Raw genomic sequence first — 25873 nt, forward strand, 5'->3', positions numbered from 1 at the left:
TGGCTACGACGGGATTCGAACCTGTGACCCCATCATTATGAGTGATGTGCTCTAACCAACTGAGCTACGTAGCCATCTTTTTTTCGCGTTACCTTATCGGCGTTGCGGGGCGCATTATGCGTATAGACCCTTGCAGCGTCAACACCTTTTTCAATGAAAATAGCCGGAATGTGACTGTTTGGTTAGGTTGCGAACAGCGAGGCCGAATATTCGACAATTATTGGTTATTAATCGATTTTATGCGGTGAAAAGTGAGGCAAAAAAAATCAGGCCCCGGAGGGCCTGATGACAATCTGAACGTTATTTATAGGCAGACTGGTGTACGCCTACCGCCCGTCCTGACGGATCGTTCATGGCCTTGAAAGATTCATCCCATTCAATGGCTTTGGCTGACGAGCAGGCGACAGATGGACCACCCGGAACGCACTCGGCTGCGCTTGGCACCGGGAACAGTTCTTCAAAGATTTCACGGTACAGATACGCCTCTTTCGAGCCCGGCGTGTTGTACGGGAAGCGGAAGCTCGCGGTTTCCAGCTGTTGGTCAGAAACCTGTTTCGCCGCCACCTCCTTCAGGGTGTCGATCCAGCTGTAGCCTACGCCATCGGAGAACTGCTCTTTCTGACGCCACGCCACGCTTGCCGGCAGGTAGGATTCAAAACATTCGCGCAGGATATGTTTTTCCATTTTGCCGTTGCCGCACATTTTGTCCTGCGGGTTGATGCGCATCGCCACGTCGAGGAATTTCTTATCCAGGAACGGCACGCGGGCTTCCACACCCCAGGCGGACATCGCTTTGTTGGCGCGAGCGCAGTCGAACATGTGCAGCGCCTGAAGCTTGCGCACGGTCTCTTCATGCAGCTCTTTGGCGTTCGGCGCTTTGTGGAAGTAGAGGTAGCCGCCGAACACTTCGTCTGAACCCTCGCCGGAGAGCACCATCTTGATACCCATCGCTTTGATCTTACGCGACATCAAATACATCGGCGTGGAGGCGCGGATGGTGGTCACATCATACGTTTCAATGTGGTAGATCACATCGCGAATCGCATCCAGGCCTTCCTGCACGGTGAAGTGAATTTCATGGTGCACGGTGCCGAGGTGGTTCGCCACCTCCTGCGCGGCTTTCAGGTCAGGCGCACCTTCCAGGCCTACGGCAAAGGAGTGTAGCTGCGGCCACCAGGCTTCAGAGCGCTCCTGATCTTCCACGCGGCGCGCGGCGAATTTCTTGGTGATGGCGGAGATCACGGAGGAGTCCAGCCCGCCGGAGAGCAGCACGCCGTACGGCACGTCTGACATCAGGTGGCTCTTAACGGAATCTTCAAGCGCCTGGCGCAGTTCGGCTTTATTCGTCACGTTGTCTTTTACCGCGTCGTAGTCAAACCAGTCGCGCTGGTAGTACTGACGGATTTCGCCATCTTTGCTCCACAGGTAGCTGCCTGCCGGGAACTCTTTAATGGTGCGGCAAACCGGCACCAGCGCTTTCATCTCTGACGCGACATAGAAGTTGCCGTGCTCGTCGTGGCCCATGTACAGCGGAATGATACCAATGTGGTCGCGGCCAATCAGGTAAGCGTCTTTTTCGCTGTCGTACAGGGCGAAGGCAAACATGCCCTGCAGGTCGTCGAGGAATTCCGGGCCTTTCTCCTGATACAGCGCCAGGATCACTTCACAGTCAGAGCCGGTCTGAAAGGCGTAGCGGTCGCCATACTCGGCGCGCAGGGCCTGATGGTTGTAGATTTCACCGTTCACAGCCAGCGCGTGCGTTTTTTTCTCGTTATACAGCGGCTGTGCACCGGCGTTGACGTCAACAATGGAAAGACGTTCGTGAGCCAGAATCGCTTTATCGCTGGCATAAACGCCGGACCAGTCCGGACCGCGATGGCGCATCAGACGGGACAGCTCAAGTGCTTTTTTACGCAGTTCGCCCGCGTCAGTTTTAATATCCAGTACGCCAAAAATAGAACACATAACCTTCTCCGTTAACCCTGTTGCGTTGTGATGTTGCTTGCTAATGAAAATGCCGCAAAAGGGGGAGAGGGCGCAAGCGTTTTACGGGTGAATACGCAAAAAGTGCAATGACGATTGCGGAATCTTAAAAAATGAGTATGTTTTGCGCGGTTTTATTGAGGATTGTTCAATGGAAGGTGCTTTTTGTTAGATTTGACGGTGTTTTTTGGCTACAGAAATAAAAAACCACGCCCTGAGGCGTGGTTCTTGATCAAATAACGTCGATTTCGTCGACGGAAGGGTATATCCAGCTTGGGCGGAAGGGCATGGTGTCGATATCGTCAATCGTCGAGACGCCGGAGAGCACCAGTATCGTTTCGAGCCCCGCCTGGAAGCCGGCCAGAATATCAGTGCGCAGGTTATCGCCGACAATCACGGTCTCTTCAGAGTGGGCCTGCATCGTATTCAGCGCTGCACGAACGATCCACGGGCTCGGTTTACCGACAACAAACGGCTTACGGCCGGAGATTTTTTCGATACCGGCGCACAGTGCGCCGCAGGCCGGATAGAAGCCGCGGCCGTGCGTATCCGGGTTGGTGGCGATAAAGCGCGCGCCGCTTGCGACAAAGTAGGCAGCTTTATGCATCATCTCCCAGTTAAAGGAACGCGTTTCGCCCACGATGACAAAGTCCGGGTTCACGTCGGTAATGGTAAAGCCCGCTTTGTAGAGCTCATGGATCAGCGCACCTTCGCCGACCACGTAGGCTTTCTTGCCTTCCTGACGCTTCAGGAAGTCAGCCGTTGCCATGGCGGAGGTATAAAACACGCTGTCCGGTACGTTGACGCCCGCAGTCGCAAAGCGGTTTGCCAGATCCTGACCAGTCTGTGAAGGGTAGTTCGTGAGAAGAACCAGTGGCATTCCTTTGTCGATGATGCGATGAAGAAATTCCGCAGCACCCGGCACGGCAACGTTGTCGTGCATCAGCACGCCGTCGATATCACAAATTACATTCTTAATGGTCATGGTCAACCCGACATCAAAAAAAGAAGGCGTTACTATAAGGTCCGATCAGGATTCCAGCAAATGCTGGAGCAGGATCCCGTTGAGCATCGCACGTTTTACCAGCGCGAACGCGCCAATCGCCGAGCGGTGATCGAGCGTAGAACGCACCACCGGCAGGTTCTGGCGAAACGCTTTCAGCGCCTGGGTATTGATGCAGCCTTCAATAGCCGGCAGCAGTACTTTTTCTGCTTCAACGATCTCGCCGGCAATCACCACTTTCTGCGGATTAAACAGGTTGATGGCAATGGCGATGGTTTTACCCAGATGGCGACCAACCTGTTCGATCACTTCGCAGGCCAGCGCGTCGCCTTTGTTGGCGGCTTTGCAGATGGCGGCGATTTTACAATCGTCCAGCGTAACGCGGCTCTGGTAACCCTGCTCCAGCAGATGGCGAACGCGATGCTCAATGGCGGCATTGGCGGCCACGGTTTCGAGGCAGCCAAAGTTACCGCAGTGGCAGCGCTCGCCGAGCGGTTCAACCTGGATATGGCCAATCTCGCCCACGTTGCCGTTACGACCGATAAAAATGCGTCCGTTAGAGATGATGCCAGCGCCTGTACCACGATGCACGCGCACCAGAATGGAGTCTTCGCAGTCCTGGCTCGCACCAAAGTAGTGCTCCGCCAGCGCCAGTGAGCGGATATCGTGACCGACAAAACAGGTCAGCTTAAAGCGCTTTTCCAGCGCCTCAACCAGCCCCCAGTTTTCCACGTTTATATGCGGCATGTAGCGAATAACGCCGCTCTCCGGGTCGACCAGACCGGGCAGAATGACCGAAATGGCAATCAGCTCGCGGATCTTGCGCTGACAGCTTTCGATAAAGTGCGCAATGGTATTCAGTAAGGCGTGTTCAAGCGTCTCCTGAGTGCGTTCAGGAAGCGGGTAGTGCTCTTCGGCAATGGCTTTGCTGCTCAGATCGTAGAGCGTAAGCGTGGTGTCATGACGGCCTAAACGGACGCCGATCGCCTGAAAGTTGCGGGTTTCAGTAACGATGGAGATCGCGCGACGGCCTCCGGTGGAGGCCTGCTGATCGACTTCTTTGATCAGGCCGCGCTCAATAAGCTGACGCGTAATTTTTGTTACGCTGGCGGGAGCAAGCTGGCTTTGTTCGGCTATCTGAATGCGTGAGATTGGCCCGTGCTGGTCAATCAGGCGATAAACTGCCGCGCTGTTAAGCTGTTTAACGAGATCGACATTACCGATTTGAGCTTGTCCGCCTGGTGTCATACTTTTACTTACTCAGTGACGACCTCGTTACCATTAACGATGGTCTTAATAATTTTATAATCGTGTGTGAACGCCGTCAGGTTTGCAACCATACCGGGTGCAATACCACCGAGCCGTTTATCCACGCCAATTGCGCGTGCCGGATAAAGCGTGGCCATACGCAGCACTTCATCAAGGGCAATTCCGCAATGCTCAACGAGGTTACGTACCCCTTCGATCATCGTCAGAGAAGAACCGCTCAGCGTGCCGTTCTCATCCACGCACAGTCCATTCCGGTAGTATATTGTTTTACCAGCAAAAATGAACTGGTCAATATTTGCCCCTGCCGGTGCGGTGGCATCGGTTACCAGGCACAGCTTGTCGCCCTTAAGGCGCTTGGCGTTGCGGATGTTAGCGTAATCGACATGCATACCGTCGGCGATAATGCCGCAGTAGACGTCCGGCTCATCCAGAATAGCCCCAACCAGGCCCGGTTCGCGGCCGGTGATGTACGGCATCGCGTTGTAAAGGTGCGTGGCAAACGTAATGCCTGCGCGGAAACCGGCTTTCGCCTCCTTCAGCGTGGCGTTCGAGTGACCCGCTGATACCACAATCCCGGCGGCAGCCAGCTTGCTGATAACGTCCGTGCCGGTCATTTCCGGTGCCAGCGTGACTTTAACGATCGCATCGGCGTTGGCGCACAGGTAATCAACCAGTTCGGCATCCGGCTTGCGCACATAGTTCGGGTTATGGGTGCCTTTCTTGACCATGTTCAGCCATGGTCCTTCCAGATGCAGGCCCAGCGCCTGATTCGGATATTTTGCCTGGTAATCGCGCATGACGCGGATACCCTGCTTCATCAGGTCGTCGCTGCTGGTGATAAGCGTCGGCAGATAGCTGGTGCAGCCCGATTTCTCGTTGGCTTTTTGCATGATTTCCAGCGTTTCAACCGTTACCGCCTCTGGGGTATCGTTAAACTGGACACCGCCGCAGCCGTTAAGCTGTACGTCGATGAAACCGGGGGAGATCGCAGCTCCATTGAGAGAACGCTGTTCGATCTCCGGCGGCAGTTCTGCCAGCGGGCAAACACGTTCAATCAGGCCATTGGCGATAACAATCGCATGGTCATCCAGAATTTCATGGCCGGTATAAATCCGACCGTGGGTTAAAGCGTACATATTGACCCCCGGTTAACAAAAGCGACCGCCCCTGAATAAAGAGGCGGTTATTCAATTACAGACCTTTGATGTTCTCTGCTTCTAACTCGTTGAAGTATTTCAGCGTTTTCACTTTCAGTTCCATGGTGGACGGTTCGTCACACACGATGACTGATTTTGGATGCAGCTGCAGGCAGCTGATGGTCCACATGTGGTTTACGTTACCTTCAACAGCGGCCTGAAGCGCCTGCGCTTTCACGGCTCCCAGCACCAGAATCATCACTTCTTCGGCATCCAGCAGGGTGCCTACGCCAACGGTCAGCGCGTATTTAGGCACCTGGTTCACGTCGCCGTCAAAGAAGCGGGAGTTAGCCACACGCGTGTCGTGGGTCAGCGTTTTGATACGGGTACGGGATGCCAGTGAAGAGGCCGGTTCGTTGAACGCGATGTGGCCATCGTTGCCCACGCCGCCCATAAACAGGTGGATTTTACCGTAAGAACGGATTTTTTCTTCATACTGACGGCATTCTGCGTCAATATCAGGCGCGTTTCCATTCAGCAGGTTAATATTTTCCGCCGGGATATCAACGTGATCGAAGAAGTTACGGTGCATAAAGCTGTGGTAGCTTTCCGGATGTTCCTTTGGCAGGCCGACATATTCGTCCATGTTAAAGGTCACAACGTGTTTGAAGCTAACCTGGCCCGCTTTATGCATTTCCACCAGCGCTTTATACGCGGTCAGCGGCGTGCCGCCGGTTGGAAGGCCGAGAACGAAAGGACGATCGGCAGTTGGCTTGAAGGCGTTGATGCGGTTAACGATATGACGTGCAGCCCATTTTCCGACTTGTTCAGCTGTTGCCAGGGGAATCAGTCTCATTATTCACCTCTAAAGTTTAAGTAAAAGTGGGCGGATGATTAGTGCAACCTGAACTAAGCGTAACCTGGAACCTTTCAGGCCGGATCAATCCGTCTTGATTTTTTGAATGATAAAATAAGTTTTCGTCGTTAGCCAGTGAAAGGGAGGGTTGAATACGATATTTGGTGACAATAATCACAAAAAATAGGTGTTTAATTTGCGATACGAATTAATTTTTCACACACTCACACTGCCAGTGAATCATCAACTGTATCTATCGTTCGTGACACAATAAAAAACATAGTTTATGCGCGAGCCTTCACAACGGGTCTCGTAGGGGGAATAGGATGAATATTTTAGGTTTTTTCCAGCGCCTCGGTAGGGCTTTGCAGCTCCCTATCGCCGTGCTACCGGTTGCAGCGCTCCTGCTGCGATTCGGGCAACCCGATCTTCTCAACGTGCCGTTTATCGCCCAGGCAGGCGGCGCAATTTTTGACAACCTGGCGCTGATTTTCGCCATCGGTGTGGCATCTAGCTGGTCTAAAGACAGCGCCGGTGCTGCGGCACTGGCCGGAGCCGTGGGTTACTTCATCCTCACGAAAGCGATGGTGACCATCAACCCTGAAATCAACATGGGCGTACTGGCGGGTATCATTACCGGTCTCGTCGGTGGTGCCGTGTACAACCGTTGGGCGGGTATCAAGCTCCCTGACTTCCTGAGCTTCTTCGGCGGAAAACGCTTCGTGCCGATCGCGACGGGCTTTTTCTGTCTGATCCTTGCCGCCATCTTTGGCTACGTGTGGCCACCGGTGCAGCACGCTATCCATGCGGGTGGCGAGTGGATCGTTTCCGCGGGCGCAATGGGTGCGGGTATCTTCGGCTTCATCAACCGTCTGCTGATCCCAACGGGTCTGCATCAGGTGCTGAACACCATCGCCTGGTTCCAGATCGGCGAGTTCACCAACGCGGCGGGCGCCGTATTCCACGGTGATATCAACCGCTTCTACGCAGGCGACGGCACCGCGGGCATGTTTATGTCCGGCTTCTTCCCAATCATGATGTTTGGTCTGCCTGGCGCTGCGCTGGCGATGTACCTGGCCGCGCCGAAAGCGCGTCGCCCAATGGTTGGCGGTATGCTGCTGTCCGTGGCGGTAACGGCCTTCCTGACCGGCGTGACCGAGCCGCTGGAATTCCTGTTCATGTTCCTGGCTCCGCTGCTGTACCTCATGCACGCCATCCTGACCGGTATCAGCCTGTTTGTTGCCACTCTTCTGGGCATCCATGCTGGCTTCTCCTTCTCCGCAGGCGCTATCGACTACGTGCTGATGTACAACCTGCCGGCGGCAAGCAGCAACGTCTGGATGCTGGTGGTGATGGGTCTGATCTTCTTCATTATCTACTTCGTTCTGTTCAGCGCGGTTATTCGTATGTTTAACCTGAAGACGCCGGGCCGTGAAGATACGAAAGACGACGTTGTTACCAGCGAAGCAAACAGCAATACCGAAGAAGGTTTAACCCAGCTGGCAACCAGCTACATTGCCGCGGTAGGCGGTACCGACAACCTGAAAGCCATTGATGCCTGTATTACCCGTCTGCGCCTGACCGTTGGCGACTCTGCGCGCGTAAGCGATGCAATGTGTAAACGCCTGGGCGCGTCTGGCGTGGTGAAGCTGAACAAGCAAACCATCCAGGTCATCGTGGGTGCGAAAGCCGAATCTATCGGCGACGAGATGAAAAAAGTGGTTGCCCGTGGGCCGGTTGCTGCCGCGTCAGCGGATAGCGCACCGGTGGCTGACGCTCCGGCTGCTAAACCGCAGGCGGTGCCAAATGCGGTGACCGTCGCGGCGCTGGTTTCTCCGGTGACAGGTGACGTCGTTGCGCTTGAGCAGGTGCCTGACGAAGCGTTCGCCAGCAAGGCGGTAGGTGACGGCGTGGCGGTGAAGCCTACGGACAAAACCGTGGTCTCTCCGGCAGCCGGTACTATCGTGAAAATCTTCAACACCAACCACGCGTTCTGCCTGGAAACGGAAAAAGGCGCGGAGATCGTTGTCCATATGGGTATCGACACCGTTGCGCTGAACGGTCAGGGCTTTACTCGCCTGGTGGAAGAGGGCGCTGAAGTCGTGGCAGGCCAGCCGATCCTGGAAATGGATCTGGATTACCTGAACGCCAATGCGCGCTCCATGATAAGCCCGGTGGTATGCAGCAACATCGACGACTTCAGCGGTCTGGTTATCCAGGCGCAGGGTCAGGTGGTTGCCGGTCAAACGCCACTGTATGAGATTAAAGGCAAGTAATCGCTCCTGAGTAGAGTTATGCCTTTAGCGGCGGGGGATATCCTCCGCCGCTTTTTTTTGCAGCAATTGTCCCCATTATTTTCTTCCGGGACGTTTTAAGGGTTGTCACTACGTCCGGCTTATAAGATCATATGCCGTTATACGTTGTTTACGCTTTGAGGAATCCACGATGAGTGAGGCAGAAGCCCGCCCGAGTAACTTTATTCGTCAGATCATCGATGAAGATCTGGCCAGTGGTAAGCACACCACGGTGCATACGCGTTTCCCGCCGGAGCCAAACGGCTACCTGCACATTGGTCACGCTAAATCGATCTGCCTGAACTTTGGCATCGCCCAGGATTACCAGGGACAGTGCAACCTGCGTTTCGATGACACCAACCCAGTAAAAGAAGACATCGAATACGTTGAGTCGATCAAAAACGACGTGCAGTGGCTGGGCTTCAACTGGTCTGGCGATATCTGCTACTCCTCTGACTATTTCGATCGGCTGTACGCCTATGCGGTTGAGTTGATCAACAAAGGTCTGGCCTACGTTGACGAGCTGTCTGCTGACGAAATTCGTGAGTATCGCGGTACGCTGACTCAGCCTGGCAAAAACAGCCCGTTCCGCGATCGCAGCGTGGAAGAGAACCTGGCGCTGTTTGAAAAAATGCGCGCCGGCGGCTTCGAAGAAGGTAAAGCGTGCCTGCGCGCCAAAATCGATATGGCGTCACCGTTCATCGTGATGCGCGACCCGGTGCTGTACCGCATTAAGTTCGCGGAACACCATCAGACCGGCAATAAGTGGTGCATCTACCCGATGTACGACTTCACCCACTGCATCAGCGATGCGCTGGAAGGCATTACGCACTCTCTGTGCACGCTGGAGTTCCAGGACAACCGACGTCTGTACGACTGGGTGCTGGATAACATCACGATCCCCGTGCATCCGCGTCAGTACGAGTTCTCTCGTCTGAATCTGGAATACACCGTGATGTCCAAGCGTAAGCTGAACCTGCTGGTAACCGACAAGCACGTTGAAGGCTGGGACGATCCGCGCATGCCGACCATCTCGGGCCTGCGTCGTCGTGGTTATACTGCCGCGTCCATTCGCGAGTTCTGCAAACGTATCGGCGTCACCAAGCAGGACAACACCATTGAGATGGCCTCTCTGGAATCCTGCATTCGTGAAGATCTGAACGAAAACGCGCCGCGCGCAATGGCGGTTATCGATCCGGTGAAGCTGGTCATCGAAAACTATCACGGCGGCAGCGAAATGGTCTCTATGCCAAACCATCCGAACAAACCGGAAATGGGCACCCGTGACGTGCCGTTCAGCGGTGAAATCTGGATCGATCGCGCTGACTTCCGTGAAGAAGCGAACAAGCAGTACAAGCGTCTGGTGCTGGGCAAAGAGGTTCGCCTGCGCAACGCCTACGTGATCAAAGCCGAGCGCGTGGAGAAGGATGCAGAAGGTAACATCACGACTATCTTCTGTACCTATGATGCAGAGACGTTGAGCAAAGATCCGGCTGATGGACGTAAAGTGAAGGGCGTTATTCACTGGGTGAGCGCAATGCACGCGCTGCCGGTTGAGATCCGCCTGTACGATCGCTTGTTCAGCGTGCCGAACCCTGGCGCGGCGGAAGACTTCCTCGCCACCATCAACCCGGAATCGCTGGTCATCAAACAGGGCTACGCGGAACCGTCTCTGAAAGCCGCTGAAGCCGGTAAAGCGTTCCAGTTCGAACGTGAAGGTTACTTCTGCCTGGACAGCCGCTACAGCACGGCTGAAAAACCGGTATTTAACCGTACCGTGGGTCTGCGCGATACCTGGACTAAGATCGGCGAATAATAACGCTGCACTGGTCAATGAGAAACAAACGCCGCGTAATGCGGCGTTTTTTTATTTAACGATCATGTCGTTAAGCAGAGGGGGAAATAGTAAAAATAAAAAATGCAGGTCAACGTGGTGCTACTTATTTTTTTGAAAAAAGTTTCTCTGTTTATGAAAAACGGAATCCGATTAAAATAAATTCTTCATTACCTTGTTACTTACTGAAAACGCGTCTGTTCCCCGCCAGCGCTCACTCCGCGGTAATTGTTACAAACCGCTACGAAATATGTGCACTTCGTCATAATCCTGACTTTTGCCTCATTAAAAGCATTGATAATTCGCGTCGCGAAAAATAACCTAAAGACGGTAGTTAATTCGAGGGTATTTCTGACTACCCCTGACCGTTTGGTCTTTTTATTTTTCGCCGTTTAAGGCGTTTTAATTCGTCAAAGAGGAATAATCTATGCGTACGTTCAGTGGCAAACGTAGTGCGCTGGCGCTGGCTATCGCCGGTGTGACAGCAATGTCGGGTCTGGTGGTTGCGCCAGAAGCAAAAGCAGCCGGTTTCATCGAAGATTCTACCCTCACGGGCGGTATTTATTACTGGCAGCGTGAGCGTGACCGTAAAGACGTCACTGAAGATAAATACAAAACCAACCTTTCTCACTCCACCTGGAACGCCAATCTGGATTTCCAGTCGGGATATGCCGCCGATATGTTCGGTCTGGATATTGCGGCATTTACGGCAATTGAAATGGCGGAAAATGGCGACAGCGGCCACCCGAACGAAATTGCTTTCTCCTCCAGCAACAAAGCTTATAAAGAAGACTGGTCCGGGGATAAAAGCGGCATCAGCCTCTATAAAGCGGCTGCGAAATTCAAATATGGCCCGGTATGGGCGCGTGGTGGCTATATTCAGCCAACCGGCCAGACGCTGTTAGCCCCGCACTGGAGCTTTATGCCGGGTACCTATCAGGGGGCGGAAGCTGGCGCTAATTTTGACTACGGCGATGCGGGTGCGCTGAGCTTCTCCTATATGTGGACCAACGAGTACAAAGCGCCGTGGCACATTGAGATGGACAAGTTCTATCAAAACGATAAAAAAACAAAGGTCGACTATCTCCACTCGCTCGGCGCGAAGTATGACTTCAAAAACGATCTGGTGCTGGAAGCCGCCTTTGGTCAGGCTGAAGGTTATATCGATCAGTATTTTGCGAAAGCCAGCTACAAATTTGATATCGCAGGCAGCCCGCTGAGCACCAGCTACCAGTTCTACGGTACGCGCGATAAGGTCAGCGATGGCGGCGTAAATGATATCTATGACGGTACGGCCTGGCTGCAGGCGCTGACCTTCGGCTACAAGGTAGGCCAGGTCGATTTGCGTCTGGAAGGGACGTGGGTGAAGGCAGAAGGGCAGCAGGGCTACTTCCTGCAGCGTATGACGCCAACCTACGCCTCCTCCAACGGTCGCCTGGACATCTGGTGGGATAACCGCTCTGACTTCAACGCCGACGGTGAAAAAGCGGTCTTCTTCGGCGCGATGTATGACCTGAAGAACTGGAACCTGCCGGGCTGGGCGGTAGGGGCATCCTACGCGTACGCCTGGGACGCGAAGCCGGGGGATATGGCGACGCCGGACGCTTACTACGATCCGAACTACCGTCTGAAGGAGTCTTCATACAGTCTGGATGCGATTTACACCCTTCAGGAAGGCCGGGCGAAAGGCACGATGTTTAAGCTGCACTTCACCCAGTATGACAACCACTCCGATATCCCGAGCTACGCGGGCGGTTACGGCAACATCTTCCAGGATGAACGTGACGTGAAGTTCATGGTCATCGCGCCATTCACCATCTTCTGATGAAGAGTCCGGCGGGGTAGCTCCCGCCGAACCGGAGACTAAATATGATGAAAAAAATCGTAATCGTCGCGCTGCTGGCATCGGGGCTGGTGGCGTGCGCGCAGGAACCGGCGCCAAAGGAAGATTCTCGCCTGAAGGAGGCGTATAGCGCCTGCATCAATACCGCGCAGGGCTCGCCTGAGAAGATTGAAGCCTGCCAGAGCGTGCTGGACGTGCTGAAAAAAGACAAAGCGCACGAGCAGTTCGCCAAGCAGGAAACCGTTCGCGTGATGGACTATCAGGCCTGCATTCAGGCGCGTAAAACGGGTAACGATCAGGAAGTGGCGAAGCGTTGCGACAAGATTTGGGAAGACATTCGAAGCAATAACGGTAAGTAACCTGCTGTTATCCTGCCCGGTGGCGCTGCGCCACCGGGCTTTTTTACGGCAAAAAAAAGCCAACCTTTCGGCTGGCTCAGAGTATGAACGCTAACTTATTTTGCGTCGTGCGCGTGTTCATTTTCGCGGCAATCACCTTCAGCGCAGTGACCGTACAGGTACAGGCTGTGGTTAGTCAGGCGGATGCCATGACGGGCGGCGATTTCACGCTGGCGTGATTCAATGGAATCATCGCTAAATTCAATGACCTTGCCGCAATCGAGGCAGATCAGGTGATCGTGGTGGTGCTGCTGAGTCAGCTCGAACACGGATTTACCGCCTTCGAAATTATGACGAGTAACAATGCCCGCGTCATCGAACTGGTTCAGCACACGATAGACGGTTGCCAGCCCAATCTCTTCACCCATATCGATAAGACGCTTGTAAAGGTCTTCCGCACTGACATGGTGATTGTCTGGCCCCTGAAGCACTTCAAGGATTTTTAACCGAGGAAGCGTTACTTTCAGGCCAGCTTTCTTTAATGCGGTATTGTTGTCAGTCATGCGGAATCTGTCCTGTTGCTAAACGATTCACTTCTAAAGAAGAAGTGACAGAAAATGCACTTGGGATAATGCGTCTCATTATAGAACTGCCATGGCTAAATGAAAACTGCAAGTCTCAAGCAAAGTATGCTTATAAAAACGTGGTATCACCAACAAACTTGTTCGATGGCACCCACTTTTTACCAGGGGGATATTGTACAGGTCTGAACGAAAAAGTTAAAAGTTTGTAGCAATTAATTTAATCGGTATAACCTGGAAAACGGGCGCAACCGGAGCTGCGCCGCAGGGAAATCAGGCGTTAAGAATGTCGTCCAGGTTCAGCTCTTCGCGGATCTGCTTAACCCATTTTTCAACACGCTCAGCGGTAAGCTCTGGCTGACGATCCTCGTCAATCGCCAGGCCAACGAAGTGATCGTCATCTGCCAGGCCTTTAGAAGCTTCGAAGTGATAACCCGCCGTTGGCCAGTGGCCGACAATTGCCGCACCGCGTGGCTCAATGATGTCGCGAATGGTGCCCAGCGCATCACAGAAGTATTCAGCATAGTCTTCCTGATCGCCACAGCCGAACAGGGCAACCAGCTTGCCGTTGAAGTCGACTTCTTCCAGCGTCGGGAAGAAATCATCCCAGTCACACTGCGCTTCGCCGTAGTACCAGGTCGGGATGCCCAGCAGCAGGATGTCATAGCCCTCGAGATCTTCTTTGCTGCTCTTGGCGATGTCATGCACATCAGCAACGTCTTTACCGAGCTGTTTTTGAATGTTTTTTGCGATATTTTCAGTATTGCCGGTATCACTGCCAAAGAAAATGCCGATGATTGCCATGAGTAAAATAACCTCTTGAAACTTAATGGTATGGTGGCGCAAATTGTCCACGGATAAGGGCAATAATAGCAGAACTGGCAACCCTGCGGAAACAGCTATCACGCAGGACTGCACTCTGTGCTACATGAAAAGGGTAATATTGGGGATTTTCTGAGTTACGCCTTGCCGCGTAAGGCCTCAAGTTGGGCGATCAGCATCTCTTCGATCAGTTCGCTGCGGCTGATGTTGCGTGCTTCAGCCAGCTCGTTAAGCGCATCGACGGCATCGGCATTCAGCTTCAGTTCGACACGCTTAAGCCCACGATTTTTATCGCGTTTAAGCTGGTTGCGTTTATTAATACGCAGCTGTTCGTCACGCGAAAGCGGATTCGTTTTCGGTCGTCCCGGTCGACGCTCATTCGCGAACAGATCTAGTGTCGTACGGTCCGTTTGTTCTTTGGCCATGATTCTGAGACTTCGGGGGAAACACGCCGCCCTGCTAATGCCCGGGCGATAAGCGCGCCATCATACATCACCCAAATCCACACGCCAACGACTGGAAGCCCGTCGTCTTCCGGTCGCTGGCTTTTTAATCAATTCGCAGTATCAGTGAGATAGCGACGAATGGCGCGCAGTACGGCATCCGGTTTTTCCGCGTGCACCCAGTGCCCGGCACCGGCAATCACGTGGGCGCGAGCCTGCGGGAACTGCGCCAGCAGCGTGTCGCGGTACGCGTCAGTGACGTAGGGGGAGTTACCGCCACGGATAAAGAGGGTAGGGTGCGGCCAGGCGGGAACATTCTCCCAGCCCACGATGTGCGAATATTGGTCCCACAGCACCGGCACGTTAAAGCGCCATTGTCCGTCCACAAACGATTTCAACAGGAACTGCACCACGCCCTCTTCATCAAGATGGTCGCGCATAACGGCAGCCGCCTGCTGGCGGGTGGAAGCGCCTGACGCCGTCACGGCGCCGATCGCAGCAAAAATTTCATCGTGGCGACGAACGTCGTAATTGACGGGCGCAACGTCAATGACCACCAGCCCGGAAATGCGCTCGGGCGCGAGCGCGGTGAGCGCCATCACCGCCTTGCCGCCCATTGAGTGCCCGATGAGCGTCGCTGTCTGGATATCGTGCGCATCCAGCGTGTCCAGCAGATCCTGCGCCATGGCCGCGTAGGTCATCTCCTCTGAACGTCCGGAAAGACCGTGGTTTCGCATATCAACCTGAAGAATTTCATGATCGGTAACCAAATCGCGCGCCAGCACGCCCAGGTTATCCAGGCTGCCAAACAGGCCGTGAACCAGTACGATGGGAGAATTATTGTTCGGCGATTGTGCAGTTTGCGCTCGGGTATTCAATTTCATGGCAAAGTTCTTTTTTTAGGTTTGTCAGGTTAGGGTATCATGTTGACCATTCTGCCGCCCGGGGGCAAGGATCCAGTTTAATCCGACTTTTGCCGCCAACCTGGTTTGACGCTATCCGCTGTTGGGATTAGACCTTATAATCTCAATGACTTGTATTCAGATAAGATATCGCACTGGATTAAGATGAAAACAATCGAAGTTGATGACGAACTCTATCAGTATATTGCCAGCCAGACGCGGCATATTGGGGAGAGCGCGTCCGACATTTTACGGCGCATGCTTAAAATTTCCGCCGCCTCACAGCCCGCTTCTGTCTCTAAGGATGTCGTGTCTCAGCCGAGCGTTGTCGCACAAGTAAAACCTGCCGTCATGCCGGCTAAAGACAAAGTGCGCGCCATGCGCGAGCTGCTGCTGTCTGATGAATATGCAGAGCAGAAAAAGGCGGTTAACCGCTTTATGCTGGTGCTGTCTACACTTTACTCACTGGATAACAAAGCGTTTGCTGAGGCGACAGAGTCGCTCCACGGTCGTACTCGCGTTTACTTCGCCGGCGACGAGCAGACGCTGCTGCAAAATGGCAATCAAACCAAACCCAAACACGTTCCCGGTACACCATACTGGGTGATCACCAATACCAATACGGGCCGCAAGTGCAGCATGATCGAACATATCATGCAGTCCATGCAGTTCCCGGCGGAGTTGATCGAAAAGGTTTGCGGTACAATTTAACCCTTGCATCAGAAGGACCAGGCAATGGCAAATCACAGCCGTGCAGGCCAACCTGCACAACAACGCGATTTGATTAACGTCGCTCAGCTGACCGCGCAGTACTACGTGCTGAAACCGGTCCTGGGCAACGCAGAACACGCAGTGAAGTTTGGTACATCTGGCCACCGCGGCAGCGCGGCGCGCCACAGCTTTAACGAACCGCACATTCTGGCCATTGCTCAGGCCATCGCGGAAGAGCGCGCCAAAAATGGCGTCACCGGTCCGTGCTACGTTGGGAAAGATACCCACGCCCTGTCTGAACCCGCTTTTATCTCCGTGCTGGAAGTGCTGGCGGCGAACGGCGTGGACGTGATTGTTCAGGAGAACAACGGCTTTACGCCAACGCCTGCGGTTTCCAACGCCATTCTGGTACACAACAAAAAAGGCGGCGCGCTGGCTGACGGTATCGTCATCACCCCGTCCCACAACCCGCCGGAAGATGGCGGTATCAAATACAACCCGCCGAACGGTGGCCCGGCAGACACCAACGTCACGAAAGTGGTGGAAGATCGCGCGAACGCGCTGCTGGCTAATGGCCTGGACGGCGTGAAGCGTATCTCCCTGGATGAAGCCATGGCCTCCGGTCATGTGAAAGAGCAGGATCTGGTGCAGCCGTTTGTGGAAGGGCTGGCGGATATCGTTGATATGGCCGCCATCCAGAAAGCCGGCCTGAAGCTGGGCGTGGATCCGCTGGGCGGCTCCGGTATTGAATACTGGAAGCGTATTGCCGAGCACTACAAGCTGGATCTCACCATCGTGAACGATCACGTTGACCAGACCTTCCGCTTTATGCACCTGGATAAAGACGGCGCGATCCGTATGGACTGCTCCTCTGAATGCGCAATGGCTGGCCTGCTGGCGCTGCGCGACAAATTCGATCTGGCGTTTGCTAACGATCCGGATTACGACCGCCACGGTATCGTTACCCCTGCGGGTCTGATGAACCCTAACCACTACCTGGCTGTGGCAATCAACTACCTGTTCCAGCATCGTCCGCAGTGGGGCAAAGAGGTCGCCGTCGGTAAAACGCTGGTTTCCTCCGCGATGATCGACCGCGTGGTCGACGCGCTGGGCCGCAAGCTGGTGGAAGTGCCGGTGGGCTTTAAGTGGTTTGTAGACGGTCTGCACGACGGCAGCTTCGGCTTTGGCGGTGAAGAGAGCGCGGGAGCATCCTTCCTTCGCTTCGACGGCACCCCGTGGTCAACCGATAAAGATGGCATCATCATGTGCCTGCTGGCCGCGGAAATCACCGCTGTCACCGGCAAGAACCCGCAGGAGCATTACAACGAGCTGGCGGAACGTTTTGGTGCGCCAAGCTACAACCGTATTCAGGCTGGCGCGACCTCTGCCCAGAAGGCGGCCCTGTCCAAACTCTCTCCGGAGATGGTCAGCGCAAGCACGCTGGCGGGTGACCCGATCACCGCACGTCTGACGGCGGCACCGGGCAACGGCGCGTCCATCGGCGGCCTGAAGGTGATGACTGAAAACGGCTGGTTCGCGGCGCGTCCATCCGGTACGGAAGATGCGTACAAAATCTACTGCGAAAGCTTCCTCGGCGCTGAGCATCGCCAGCAGATTGAGAAAGAAGCGGTAGAAATTGTCAGTGAAGTGCTGAAAAACGCGTAAGTGGTGTTTGGTGCGGGCTGGTGCCCTCACCCCGGCCCTCTCCCACAGGGAGAGGGTGAAAACATGGAAAACGGCAACCTCAGGGTTGCCGTTTTGCTTTTACCTAGCCGTGCTTATTCTTTAGTTCAAATCTCGGCGACACCAGACCGTACAGCGTCCAGCCCATAAATGTCACCATCGCGCCGTACAGCATCGCTTCCTGACCGGACGAGTAGAGCGCGTAGAAGCTGTAAATCGCCCCCGTCAGCGCCACAATATTTGCCGCCCGGGCCTTTCGCGGATCCACTTTCGCCACCTTCTGAATAATCACCAGCGCCGCCATCGACAGAATGTAAGGAATGATGTTCGTTACCACCGCCAGGTTGACCAGCACGTTGAACTGGCTGTTCAGCGACGGGCTGATGGTCATTAACGACAGGCCGCTCTGGACAATCGCAATGGCCAGCATGCCCTGCACCGGCGCATCGGCTTTTGTCACCCGGGAGAAGATTTTCGGGAAGTAGCCTTCGTCAGCCGAAGATTTAAACACCTGTGCGATGGTGAACTGCCAGCCGAGGAGCGAGCCGCAGCAGGACATCACCATCAGCCCCATGATGACTTTCCCCACCTCCGGGTTGAACATCTGCGCGAAGGCCAGCCCGAACGGTGCCGTGGAGTTTGCCAGATCCGCGTTTGGCACAATCCCCGCAATCACGTTAGTGGAGATGATGTAGATCACCGCCGCGCCCAGCGTTCCGCCGAGCACCGCGATGGGGACATTTTTCTCCGGATTTTCCACCACTTCAGCGTTTGCGCAGGCCGACTCCAGACCGAGGAAGGCCCACAGCGTCATGGCGATAGAAGATCCGACTGCGGAAAAGAACGGCACGTGGTGCGGGTTCCAGGAGTTTGCGTACAGCGTCGGGCTGAACCAGAACCAGCCGATAACGCACAGGCCGACCACAGGGATGATCACGCCCCAGACGGTGATGCTGCTGAGCTGTCCGGTGATGCGCGCGCCGCCGAAGTTGGCCACGGTGCAGATCCACAGCACGCCAATGGTGGCTAAACCAATCTGTACCGGACTGAGCGTCGCGCCAAACAGCTCCGTGCCGTAGCCGACGGCGGAAATAGCAATCGCCACGTTAGCGATCAGCAACGACACGCCGTAGGTGTAGTTGGCCATAAAGTTACCGGACTTGCCGAACGCATATTCGGCGTAGCCGCCCATGCCGCCTGACTTGCGGCTGAACATCCCACACTTGGCAAACGCCCACGCCAGCGCCATCGATCCCACGGCGGTGACCAGCCAGGAGATAATCGAAATCGTCCCCACTTCGGCGAGCTTGGTGGGCAGCATGATGATCCCGGACCCCATCATGTTCACCATGGTGAGAATTGTCAGCTGCACCACGCCCATCTTGTTGGCCTTACTCATACTTTTTCTCCTTTCAGCAGCGCGGGCTGAGCGGCAGGTTGTTTAATGACGTAGCAGCGCACCTGTTTACGTCCGTCACGCTCCTCGACGTACACGCCCTGTAGCTCCGGCGCAAAGCCCGGCAGCAGATTGATCCCGTCCTCCAGCGCGGCAAAGTAGCGCAGCACGGAACCGCCCCAGACTTCCCCCGGGACCACGCACAGCACCCCCGGTGGGTAAGGGAGCGCCCCCTCCGCGGCGATACGGCCTTCTGCATCGCGCAGGGAAACCAGCTCGACTTCCCCGCGCAGGTAGGCGTAGTTCGCCTCCTGCGGGTTCATCATCACGCGCGGGAAGTGGGACTTGCGGAACATCTCTTTTTGCAGCTGCTTGACGTTATGGCGGGCATAGAGGTCGTGCATCTCCTGGCAAATCTGGCGCAGCGTGTAATTCGCGTAACGTTCCGGATGCTGCTTATAAAGAGAGGGGAGAACCGCTTTCAGCGGCGCATCGCTCTGGAGCAGCTTTTCGAAGCGCACCAGCTGGGCGACCAGTTGCTGCAGTTTGCCCATGTCCTCCGCCGGGGTGAGCAGGAAAAGAATGGAATTGAGGTCGCATTTTTCCGGCACGATGCCGTTTTCACGCAGGAAGTTGGCAAGGATAGTGGCGGGCACGCCGAAATTGTCATACTCGCCGGTGCGGGGGTTAATTCCCGGCGTGGTCAGCAGCAGCTTGCACGGATCGATAAAATACTGGTGCTCGGCGTAGCCTTCAAAAGCGTGCCAGCGTTCACCCGGCACGAAGTGGAAGAAGCGCAAATCCGTCGCGATCTCCGCCGTGTCCCAGCTTTCCCACGCCTTGCCGTCAATCGTTTCAGGAACGAAAGGACGAATAAACTGGCAATTTTCCAGGATCAGCTTGCGTGCCTCAATGCCCGTCACCACGCAATCCATCCACATATTACGGCCGCTTTGCCCCTCATGCATGCGGGCGTTGATGTCCAGCGCGGCAAACAGCGGGTAGAACGGGCTGGTGGAGGCGTGCATCATAAAGGCGTTGTTGAGGCGCTTGTGCGGGACATAGCGCGGCTGGCCTTTGATGTGGCTGTCCTTCTTGTGGATCTGCGAGGTTTGCGAGAATCCAGCCTGCTGCTTATGCACGGACTGGGTAACCAGGATCCCCGGATCGTTCTCGTTCAGCTCCAGCAGCAGCGGCGAGCAGTCGGCCATCATCGGGATAAACTGCTCGTAGCCGACCCACGCAGAGTCAAACAGAATGTAGTCACACAGGTGGCCAATGTTATCCACCACCTGACGGGCGTTATAAATGGTGCCGTCGTAGGTGCCCAGCTGGATCACCGCCAGACGGAACGGACGTGCGTCGCGCGCGCGGTCCGGCGCAACCTCCGACACCAGCTCACGCAGGTAGCTCTCCTCAAAGCAGCGTGCGTCAATACCGCCGATAAAGCCGTACGGGTTGCGCGCCGTTTCCAGGTACACCGGCGTTGCACCCGCCTGCAACAGCGCGCCGTGGTGGTTAGACTTGTGGTTATTACGATCGAACAGTACCAGATCGCCTGGGGTGAGCAGGGCGTTCAGCACCACCTTATTGGAGGAGGAGGTACCGTTCAGCACGAAGTAGGTTTTGTCAGCGTTAAAGACTTTTGCCGCATGCTGCTGGGCGATGCACGGCGCGCCTTCGTGGATCAGCAGGTCGCCCATTGCCACGTCGGCGTTGCACAGATCGGAGCGGAAAAGCGTTTCGCCAAAGAAATCAACAAACTGATTGCCGGCAGGATGGCGGCGGAAGAACTGGCCTCCCTGATGCCCGGGACAGTCAAACGCGCTGTTGCCCTGCTGGACGTAATCGACCAGCGCGCGGAAGAACGGGGGACGAAGCTGGGTTTCGTATTTCTGCGCGGCCGCTTCCAGCTGGCGTCCGTAGAACGCACTGCAGCTGTCGGCGTACTCAAAAACGCCGTGAATACGCGACAGAAATTCAGCCGGAACCATTTCTTCCTTATGCGTGGCAATAAACACCGGGATGCCAAATCCCGTGGCCTCTATCTCTTCAATTGCGCCAGTGAAAATATCGCTGACGGCCAGAACCACGGCCGCCACGTCAATATAATCCGAAGCGTTAACGTCCACCATTTCGCGCTGGGTTGTAAAACATTCAGGGCAGGCACGGCTGACGGCAATTTTTAATTTTTTCATCTTTCTCTCTTTATTCAGGCAATATTGATCCCTCGACTTCTTATGAGAAAGAAATCGATTGTTTCCGGAAAATAAAGCAAAGCGTGACCGCTGATACGGAAATCAGTTATTTGCTTTTTGCTGAGTGAAATTCAGTCCGCCCGGATGCGGAGAATCTGAATTACAAGAAATGAGCGCAGGTGTTCACAGGCAACAGCCTGTAAAATAGCGTGTTTCAGGATGACCTGTAAGCAGATGCGCCAGAAGTCGAAGGACTACCGGGCGTTAAAGAGGTGAAAGTCAAAACAGTTTCGGTGGGCAAACATCATGATATGCGTTGTCCGCCTTATATGGGGCATTAAACGGTTATTGTTTTCCATGTTCAGTTTCCTTTCAGTAATTGAAAGCATGGTCATTTTATCCGGTAAAAAGCGATTAACTGTGAATTAGATCACCCTTAACCGATCATTACAGAAATAATTAGTCGCTTTTGATGAATAATGCAGATCAAAATGCTGTTTTGTTGACTTCATGTTAATTGAGTGTTTTCTTTGTGTTTTTAATAGCCGTGCGTAGCCATAAAAATAAACTTGTCGCTATTTTTATGGCTTATTAAGATGACGTGGAGGGATTATTGAAAATAAATCTGAATACTTATTCAGATCATAAAACGATAGCCGATACCGGTTTCTGTTAATAAATGACGAGGGCGCGCGGGGTCGGCTTCAAGCTTCTGGCGAAGGTGCCCCATATAAATGCGTAAATAGTGACTATGTTCGACAGCATTCGGTCCCCAGACCTGACTTAACAGCTGTCGCTGGGTCAACACTTTTCCATGGTTATTGAGCAGCACGGCCAGAAGACGAAATTCGATAGGCGTAAGGTGTATCTCTTCGTCTCCCCGCAGGATGCGGCGAGCGGCAAGATCGACCCGGATATCGCCAAAGGTATATACCGGATCGGAAGGCGCGGTGGCGCTGTGGCGACGCAATGCGACGCGAAGCCGCGCCTGCAGCTCGCCAATGCCAAACGGCTTAATCAGGTAATCATCCGCGCCGGCATCCAGCGCGGCGATTTTATCCGTCTCTTCGGTGCGGGCAGAGAGCACCAGAATCGGCATCTGGCTCCACTGACGCACCTCGCGAATAAAATCAATGCCGTCGCCATCCGGTAGCCCCAGGTCCAGGATAACCAGGTCCGGCTTGCGGGTCGCGGCTTCGATTAACCCCCGTTGAAGCGTACCGGCTTCGTGAACGCGCAAACCGTCGCCTTCCAGCGCGGTGCGCAGAAATCGACTGATAGCGAGTTCATCTTCAACAATCAGAACGTTAATCACAAATCCTCTGGCAATTCATCAAGTTCTGGTGGGGTTTCAAGAGGAAGTGTAACACAAAAGCGGGCGCCACCTTCCGGACGGTTTTCGGCCGAAATGGTGCCGCCATGCACGTCGACGATGGCCTGGCAGATCGCCAGCCCCAGCCCAACGCCCGGAATAGCAGACTCTTTACTGCCGCGCGCGAATTTATCAAAAATGGCGTGTTCCTGGCCAGCGGGAATGCCCGGCCCGGTATCCCAGACTTCAAGCCGCAGCGCCTGCGCGTCCATCGCGGCGGTAATGCCAATCTGCGCCTTTGCTCCGGCATATTTCGCGGCATTTTCCAGCAGGTTGATCAGCACCCGCTCAAACAGAGGGCCATCAACGTGAATTAACGTCAGGGGATCCGGCATGTTCAGTTCAATATGGCGTCCGCCCAGCCCCGGCTCCAGCATCTTCAGCGCACTCCCGACGACCTCCTCAAGCGTGAGCCACTCTTTTTTGAGGTTAAACCCGCCGGACTGAATGCGCGCCATGTCCAGCAGGTTATTCACCAGACGCGTGGTATTCAGCACGTGCTGGCGAATTTCACTGGCCTGCATCGCATGCTTTGACCCTTCCGCCGCGAGATCCAGCGTGAGAATTTCGGACTGACCAAACAGCACGGTGAGCGGGGTGCGTAAATCGTGGGACAGCGCCGCCAGCAGCGAATTGCGAATGCTTTCGCGCTCGCTTGCCAGACGCGCCTGCTCTTCGCTGGCCGTGAGCGCCAGCCGCTCAAGGGCGCTGGCAACCAGCAGCGTGAAGGTTTCCAGCAGGCGCTGCTGCTCGGGGATCATCAGCTGGCGCAGGTTAGACGGCTCCACGATGACCAGCCCGTGATTTTTATCCGCGCTGCGCAGCGGCAGGATCTGGTAAGGCACGCCGGGCAGGGTGTCGGTCCCGGCCCCGGCAGGTAACCCCTTATCGAAACTCCAGCGGGCAATGGCTTCATCCCACGGCGTCATGCCCGAGGAGGAGGTGAGGGGGCGAAGATGCCCCTGCTCGTCGGGAAGCAAAATCAGGTTACCGGCATGAAACGTCGAGCGGATAAACTGCTCGCTGGTCTGGACGATATCCAGCGGCGTGCGGCCCACCGCCAGCGATTTTGACATCTCGTACAGATGGCGCGTACGCTGCTCGCGGTAGCGGGCAATGCGGGCCTGGTAGCGTACCCCCGCCGTCAGATTCCCAATCACCAGCCCGACGGTAAGCATCACCGCAAAGGTCAGAATGTACTGCACGTCCGAGACGGCGAGCGTCCCGCGCGGGGCAATGAAGAACAGATCGAAGCTGACGACGTTGATCACCGTTGCCAGCACCGACGGCCAGCGACCGTAAAAGAGGGCCACCACCACTACGCCCAGGAGATAGATCATGACCAGGTTGGCGGCGTCGAAGGCGATCAGCCACTGGCTGGCGATTACCGTAATCAGGGCGCACAGCACCACGGCAACCAGGCAGCCGCGGATCTGGATCCGCCATTTATCGCCAAAGGTGCGCGCGTCCGGCGCACGGTTGGGCAGGGGGGCGGGCCTGTCGTCCAGCGCGACGATGACTAAATCAAGATCCGGCGCGCGGCGCGCCAGCCTGTCGGCAAAGGATTCACGGCTAAACCAGCGGCGGTGCTGGCGACGCCCGGTAACAATTTTGCCCAGATTGTGCTCACGCGCGTAGCGCACGATGGCTTTATCCTCCTGCGGATCGGAGAGGGTCGCCGTTTCCGCGCCCAGCTCCTGCGCCAGCCGCAGCGCGCTCAGGATGGCGCGGCGCTGATTTTCCGGCAGGGCGTGAAGCTGTGGCGTTTCGACATACACCGCATGCCAGACGCTGCCGAACTTCGCCGCGAGACGAGCGGCGGTGCGGACCAGCTTTTCATTGCCGCTGCCGTGGCCGATGCACAGCAGAATGGCGTCCCGCGTATGCCAGACGCGCTCCCGCCCCTGCAGATCGCGCCAGGCGCGCATCTGGTCATCAACGCGATCGGCAGTGCGGCGCAGGGCCAGCTCGCGCAGGGCAATCAGGTTGCCTTTGCGGAAAAAATGTTCAATGGCGCGTTCGGCCTGGCCGGCAATATATACCTTGCCCTCGTGCAGGCGCTGGCGCAGATCGTCCGGCGGCAGGTCAACCAGCACCACTTCATCGGCAGAATCAAAAAACGGATCGGGAACAGTCTCCCGCACCTGAATGCCCGTTACGCCGCTCACCACGTCGTTCAGGCTTTCCAGATGCTGAACGTTCACCGTGGTAAAAACGTCAATCCCGGCTTCAAGTAATTCCTCAACGTCCTGCCAGCGCTTCGGGTGACGGGAGCCTGGCGCGTTGCTGTGCGCCAGCTCGTCCATCAGAATTAGGGCGGGACGGCGGGCGAGGGCCGCGTCCAGATCGAACTCCGTCACCAGCCGCCCGCGGTGGCTGATGCGCCGGGGCGGCTGCGTGGCAAGCCCCGTCAGCAGCGCCGCGGTCTCTTTGCGACCGTGGGTTTCAACCACGCCGATGAGAATATCAAGCCCCTGCGCCCGCAGCCGCTGGGCTTCCGTCAGCATGGCGAAGGTTTTCCCGACGCCCGCGCAGGCGCCGAAGAAAATTTTCAGCTTGCCGCGATGGGCTTCAGCCGTTTGTTCAAGCAGCCTGTCCGGATCCGGGCGCATGGGCTCGTCGGTCATTTAGTTTTTCCTTAGCGCGTCCAGCGCCAGATTCAGCTCAACAATGTTCACTACCGGCATGCCGATGACGCTGACCAGCGGCTTTTGCGTGTGCTCTGCGACCAGCTGGCTCACCTGTTCGACGGGCAGCCGGCGGGCGGCGGCCACGCGCGGGATTTGCCAGGCCACCGCTTCCGGCGTCAGGCTGTAGTCCAGGCCGCTCGCGGAGGCGGTGACCAGCTCAACCGGCACCTCCCGGCTGGCCTGCGGGTTCGCGGCGCGCAGGGCGGCAACGCGTTCCGCTACCGCTTTATCCAGCGCGGGATTGCTGCCCGCCAGGTTACTGCCGCCGGACGCCATGGGATTATACGGGCTTTCCGCAGTGGCGGAAGGGCGTCCCTGGAAGTAGTGTGCCTCTGTGAAATTCTGTCCAATCAGGCGCGACCCCCGGTTTTCACCGTTCTGAATAATCAGCGAGCCGTTGGCCCGATCCTGAAACCACCACTGGCCCAGCGCGGTGGTCGCCAGCGGGTAAAGCCCGCCGGTAACCAGAGACAGCAGAATAAACAACAGTATAGCGGGACGTAACATCGTCATTTGATT

21 protein-coding genes and 1 tRNA gene are annotated in these 25873 nt (G+C 55.6%); 6 read left to right on the forward strand and 16 right to left on the reverse strand.

The features are described from left to right. The 6 genes from IM304_RS16360 to nagB form a co-directional block, all read right to left on the reverse strand. Positions 1–74, reverse strand: a tRNA-Met gene (locus IM304_RS16360). Between the two features lie 226 nt (positions 75–300). Further along, entirely contained in the window at positions 301–1965 is a 1665-nt protein-coding gene (gene asnB / locus IM304_RS16365; RefSeq protein ID WP_193356470.1) for an asparagine synthase B, read from the reverse strand. A 250-nt stretch (positions 1966–2215) separates the two neighbouring features. Next, positions 2216–2968, reverse strand: a complete 753-nt coding sequence (nagD, locus tag IM304_RS16370) for a ribonucleotide monophosphatase NagD (RefSeq protein ID WP_148420840.1) — start codon at positions 2966–2968, stop codon at positions 2216–2218. 45 nt (positions 2969–3013) lie between these two features. Further along, a complete protein-coding gene (locus tag IM304_RS16375) occupies positions 3014–4234 on the reverse strand; it encodes an N-acetylglucosamine repressor (protein ID WP_148420838.1) in 1221 nt (406 codons plus the stop codon). Positions 4235–4242: 8 nt separating this feature from the next. Beyond that, positions 4243–5391 (reverse strand): N-acetylglucosamine-6-phosphate deacetylase, encoded by a 1149-nt coding sequence (gene nagA, locus IM304_RS16380; protein WP_193356469.1) that lies wholly within the window; start codon positions 5389–5391, stop codon positions 4243–4245. A 55-nt stretch (positions 5392–5446) separates the two neighbouring features. Further along, a complete protein-coding gene (nagB, locus tag IM304_RS16385) occupies positions 5447–6247 on the reverse strand; it encodes a glucosamine-6-phosphate deaminase (protein ID WP_148420835.1) in 801 nt (266 codons plus the stop codon). 326 nt (positions 6248–6573) lie between these two features. On the opposite strand from nagB, the gene nagE reads away from it, so the two are divergent. The 4 genes from nagE (at position 6574) to chiQ (ending at position 12577) form a co-directional block, all read left to right on the forward strand. Next, positions 6574–8523, forward strand: a complete 1950-nt coding sequence (gene nagE, locus IM304_RS16390; protein WP_193356468.1) for a PTS N-acetyl glucosamine transporter subunit IIABC — start codon at positions 6574–6576, stop codon at positions 8521–8523. A 169-nt stretch (positions 8524–8692) separates the two neighbouring features. After that, positions 8693–10357 carry a glutamine--tRNA ligase gene (glnS, locus tag IM304_RS16395; RefSeq protein ID WP_193356467.1) on the forward strand — a complete coding sequence of 555 codons (1665 nt, stop codon included), beginning with the start codon at positions 8693–8695 and terminating at the stop codon, positions 10355–10357. Positions 10358–10802: 445 nt separating this feature from the next. Continuing rightward, on the forward strand, positions 10803–12200 hold the full coding sequence (gene chiP, locus IM304_RS16400; protein ID WP_148420829.1) for a chitoporin: 1398 nt from the start codon (positions 10803–10805) through the stop codon (positions 12198–12200). Between the two features lie 47 nt (positions 12201–12247). Further along, a complete protein-coding gene (gene chiQ, locus IM304_RS16405) occupies positions 12248–12577 on the forward strand; it encodes a ChiQ/YbfN family lipoprotein (protein WP_193356471.1) in 330 nt (109 codons plus the stop codon). A 95-nt stretch (positions 12578–12672) separates the two neighbouring features. Here the strand turns inward: chiQ and fur are convergent, their stop codons facing one another. The 4 genes from fur to ybfF all read right to left on the reverse strand — a co-directional run bounded on the left by fur (position 12673) and on the right by ybfF (position 15286). Next, positions 12673–13119, reverse strand: a complete 447-nt coding sequence (gene fur / locus IM304_RS16410; protein ID WP_003858655.1) for a ferric iron uptake transcriptional regulator — start codon at positions 13117–13119, stop codon at positions 12673–12675. 291 nt (positions 13120–13410) lie between these two features. Beyond that, positions 13411–13941, reverse strand: coding sequence for a flavodoxin FldA (gene fldA, locus IM304_RS16415; protein WP_014069353.1), 531 nt, complete (start codon positions 13939–13941; stop codon positions 13411–13413). Positions 13942–14096: 155 nt separating this feature from the next. Continuing rightward, the gene (ybfE, locus tag IM304_RS16420; protein ID WP_176610886.1) at positions 14097–14384 is read right to left on the reverse strand and encodes a LexA regulated protein; all 288 of its coding nucleotides are present in this window, start codon (positions 14382–14384) and stop codon (positions 14097–14099) included. Positions 14385–14512: 128 nt separating this feature from the next. Then, the gene (gene ybfF, locus IM304_RS16425) at positions 14513–15286 is read right to left on the reverse strand and encodes an esterase (RefSeq protein WP_176610885.1); all 774 of its coding nucleotides are present in this window, start codon (positions 15284–15286) and stop codon (positions 14513–14515) included. Between the two features lie 183 nt (positions 15287–15469). Here ybfF and seqA point away from each other — a divergent pair, with 183 nt between their 5' ends. Together seqA and pgm are read left to right on the forward strand one after the other, a co-directional pair. Next, positions 15470–16015, forward strand: coding sequence for a replication initiation negative regulator SeqA (gene seqA, locus IM304_RS16430; RefSeq protein ID WP_148420825.1), 546 nt, complete (start codon positions 15470–15472; stop codon positions 16013–16015). Between the two features lie 24 nt (positions 16016–16039). After that, a complete protein-coding gene (pgm, locus tag IM304_RS16435) occupies positions 16040–17680 on the forward strand; it encodes a phosphoglucomutase (alpha-D-glucose-1,6-bisphosphate-dependent) (RefSeq protein WP_148420824.1) in 1641 nt (546 codons plus the stop codon). Between the two features lie 103 nt (positions 17681–17783). Here the strand turns inward: pgm and potE are convergent, their stop codons facing one another. From potE to kdpC, 6 genes are all read right to left on the reverse strand, one after another. Continuing rightward, entirely contained in the window at positions 17784–19097 is a 1314-nt protein-coding gene (potE, locus tag IM304_RS16440; protein ID WP_148420823.1) for a putrescine-ornithine antiporter, read from the reverse strand. Beyond that, positions 19094–21292 (reverse strand): ornithine decarboxylase SpeF, encoded by a 2199-nt coding sequence (speF, locus tag IM304_RS16445; protein ID WP_193356466.1) that lies wholly within the window; start codon positions 21290–21292, stop codon positions 19094–19096. Before speF ends, potE begins: the two co-directional genes overlap by 4 nt. A 254-nt stretch (positions 21293–21546) precedes the next feature. Further along, positions 21547–21651 (reverse strand): leader peptide SpeFL, encoded by a 105-nt coding sequence (speFL, locus tag IM304_RS16450; protein WP_003858645.1) that lies wholly within the window; start codon positions 21649–21651, stop codon positions 21547–21549. 278 nt (positions 21652–21929) lie between these two features. Beyond that, positions 21930–22607 carry a two-component system response regulator KdpE gene (gene kdpE, locus IM304_RS16455; RefSeq protein ID WP_148420821.1) on the reverse strand — a complete coding sequence of 226 codons (678 nt, stop codon included), beginning with the start codon at positions 22605–22607 and terminating at the stop codon, positions 21930–21932. Beyond that, the gene (gene kdpD, locus IM304_RS16460; RefSeq protein WP_193356465.1) at positions 22604–25291 is read right to left on the reverse strand and encodes a two-component system sensor histidine kinase KdpD; all 2688 of its coding nucleotides are present in this window, start codon (positions 25289–25291) and stop codon (positions 22604–22606) included. The genes kdpE and kdpD overlap by 4 nt, the downstream gene beginning before the upstream one ends. Next, complete coding sequence (gene kdpC / locus IM304_RS16465) at positions 25292–25867, reverse strand: potassium-transporting ATPase subunit KdpC (protein WP_193356464.1); 576 nt, start codon at positions 25865–25867, stop codon at positions 25292–25294. Positions 25868–25873 lie beyond the last annotated feature (6 nt).

It is taken from the genome of Enterobacter cloacae complex sp. P40C2 (assembly GCF_014930695.1).
GTDB lineage: Bacteria > Pseudomonadota > Gammaproteobacteria > Enterobacterales > Enterobacteriaceae > Enterobacter > Enterobacter pasteurii.

What these genes read in the sequence shown, in the direction of transcription:
- seqA (WP_148420825.1), top strand. Translation starts at nt 15,470, where the DNA reads ATGAAAACAATCGAAGTTGATGACGAACTCTATCAGTATATTGCCAGC.
- chiP (WP_148420829.1), top strand. Translation starts at nt 10,803, where the DNA reads ATGCGTACGTTCAGTGGCAAACGTAGTGCGCTGGCGCTGGCTATCGCC.
- fldA (WP_014069353.1), bottom strand. Translation starts at nt 13,941, where the DNA reads ATGGCAATCATCGGCATTTTCTTTGGCAGTGATACCGGCAATACTGAA.
- nagD (WP_148420840.1), bottom strand. Translation starts at nt 2,968, where the DNA reads ATGACCATTAAGAATGTAATTTGTGATATCGACGGCGTGCTGATGCAC.
- kdpC (WP_193356464.1), bottom strand. Translation starts at nt 25,867, where the DNA reads ATGACGATGTTACGTCCCGCTATACTGTTGTTTATTCTGCTGTCTCTG.
- chiQ (WP_193356471.1), top strand. Translation starts at nt 12,248, where the DNA reads ATGAAAAAAATCGTAATCGTCGCGCTGCTGGCATCGGGGCTGGTGGCG.
- speF (WP_193356466.1), bottom strand. Translation starts at nt 21,292, where the DNA reads ATGAAAAAATTAAAAATTGCCGTCAGCCGTGCCTGCCCTGAATGTTTT.
- IM304_RS16375 (WP_148420838.1), bottom strand. Translation starts at nt 4,234, where the DNA reads ATGACACCAGGCGGACAAGCTCAAATCGGTAATGTCGATCTCGTTAAA.
- nagE (WP_193356468.1), top strand. Translation starts at nt 6,574, where the DNA reads ATGAATATTTTAGGTTTTTTCCAGCGCCTCGGTAGGGCTTTGCAGCTC.
- glnS (WP_193356467.1), top strand. Translation starts at nt 8,693, where the DNA reads ATGAGTGAGGCAGAAGCCCGCCCGAGTAACTTTATTCGTCAGATCATC.
- ybfF (WP_176610885.1), bottom strand. Translation starts at nt 15,286, where the DNA reads ATGAAATTGAATACCCGAGCGCAAACTGCACAATCGCCGAACAATAAT.
- nagA (WP_193356469.1), bottom strand. Translation starts at nt 5,391, where the DNA reads ATGTACGCTTTAACCCACGGTCGGATTTATACCGGCCATGAAATTCTG.
- pgm (WP_148420824.1), top strand. Translation starts at nt 16,040, where the DNA reads ATGGCAAATCACAGCCGTGCAGGCCAACCTGCACAACAACGCGATTTG.
- ybfE (WP_176610886.1), bottom strand. Translation starts at nt 14,384, where the DNA reads ATGGCCAAAGAACAAACGGACCGTACGACACTAGATCTGTTCGCGAAT.
- kdpD (WP_193356465.1), bottom strand. Translation starts at nt 25,291, where the DNA reads ATGACCGACGAGCCCATGCGCCCGGATCCGGACAGGCTGCTTGAACAA.
- nagB (WP_148420835.1), bottom strand. Translation starts at nt 6,247, where the DNA reads ATGAGACTGATTCCCCTGGCAACAGCTGAACAAGTCGGAAAATGGGCT.
- asnB (WP_193356470.1), bottom strand. Translation starts at nt 1,965, where the DNA reads ATGTGTTCTATTTTTGGCGTACTGGATATTAAAACTGACGCGGGCGAA.
- fur (WP_003858655.1), bottom strand. Translation starts at nt 13,119, where the DNA reads ATGACTGACAACAATACCGCATTAAAGAAAGCTGGCCTGAAAGTAACG.
- speFL (WP_003858645.1), bottom strand. Translation starts at nt 21,651, where the DNA reads ATGGAAAACAATAACCGTTTAATGCCCCATATAAGGCGGACAACGCAT.
- potE (WP_148420823.1), bottom strand. Translation starts at nt 19,097, where the DNA reads ATGAGTAAGGCCAACAAGATGGGCGTGGTGCAGCTGACAATTCTCACC.